The following is a 392-nucleotide window of genomic DNA, read 5'->3' as shown; positions in this document are numbered from 1 at the left end:
CGAGCCCACCGAGAGCGGCGAGCCCACGGGCATGGAGCTCGGCAGCGCCGCGGTCCGGCTCTCGCCCGAGGGCGAGGCCGAGGCCGTAGGGGGGCGCAGGCTCGACCCGGCGCGCATCGAGGTGCTTTCGATCCCGCTGCCGTCGTCCGGGCGGCGCTGGGGCGAGGTCGTTCTGCACGACGGCGTGCCGCACGGTTCGCGCGTCACCTCCGCGGGCCCGTCCTTCCCCGTCTTCGACGAGATCGAGCTGTGGGCCCCCTCGCCCGTCCCGACCTGGGTGGTCCTGCTGGAGGCCGCCACCGAGGCCGACCGGGACGCCCTGGAGCGGTTGGCGGCCGACGCGGGGTTCGCCGCCGAGGACTGGTCCTCGTCCGTACTGCTGCTGGGCCGGG

At 76.3% G+C, this 392-nt stretch carries 1 pseudogene; it reads left to right on the top strand.

From position 1 onward, the window contains the following. A pseudogene (locus G3I56_RS42985) lies at positions 1 to 392 on the top strand (hypothetical protein); the annotation flags it as partial.

Source organism: Streptomyces sp. SID12488, assembly GCF_010548275.1.
In the GTDB taxonomy this organism is placed as follows: Bacteria; Actinomycetota; Actinomycetes; order Streptomycetales; family Streptomycetaceae; genus Streptomyces.
This window is presented reverse-complemented; position numbering and strand designations above follow the sequence as displayed.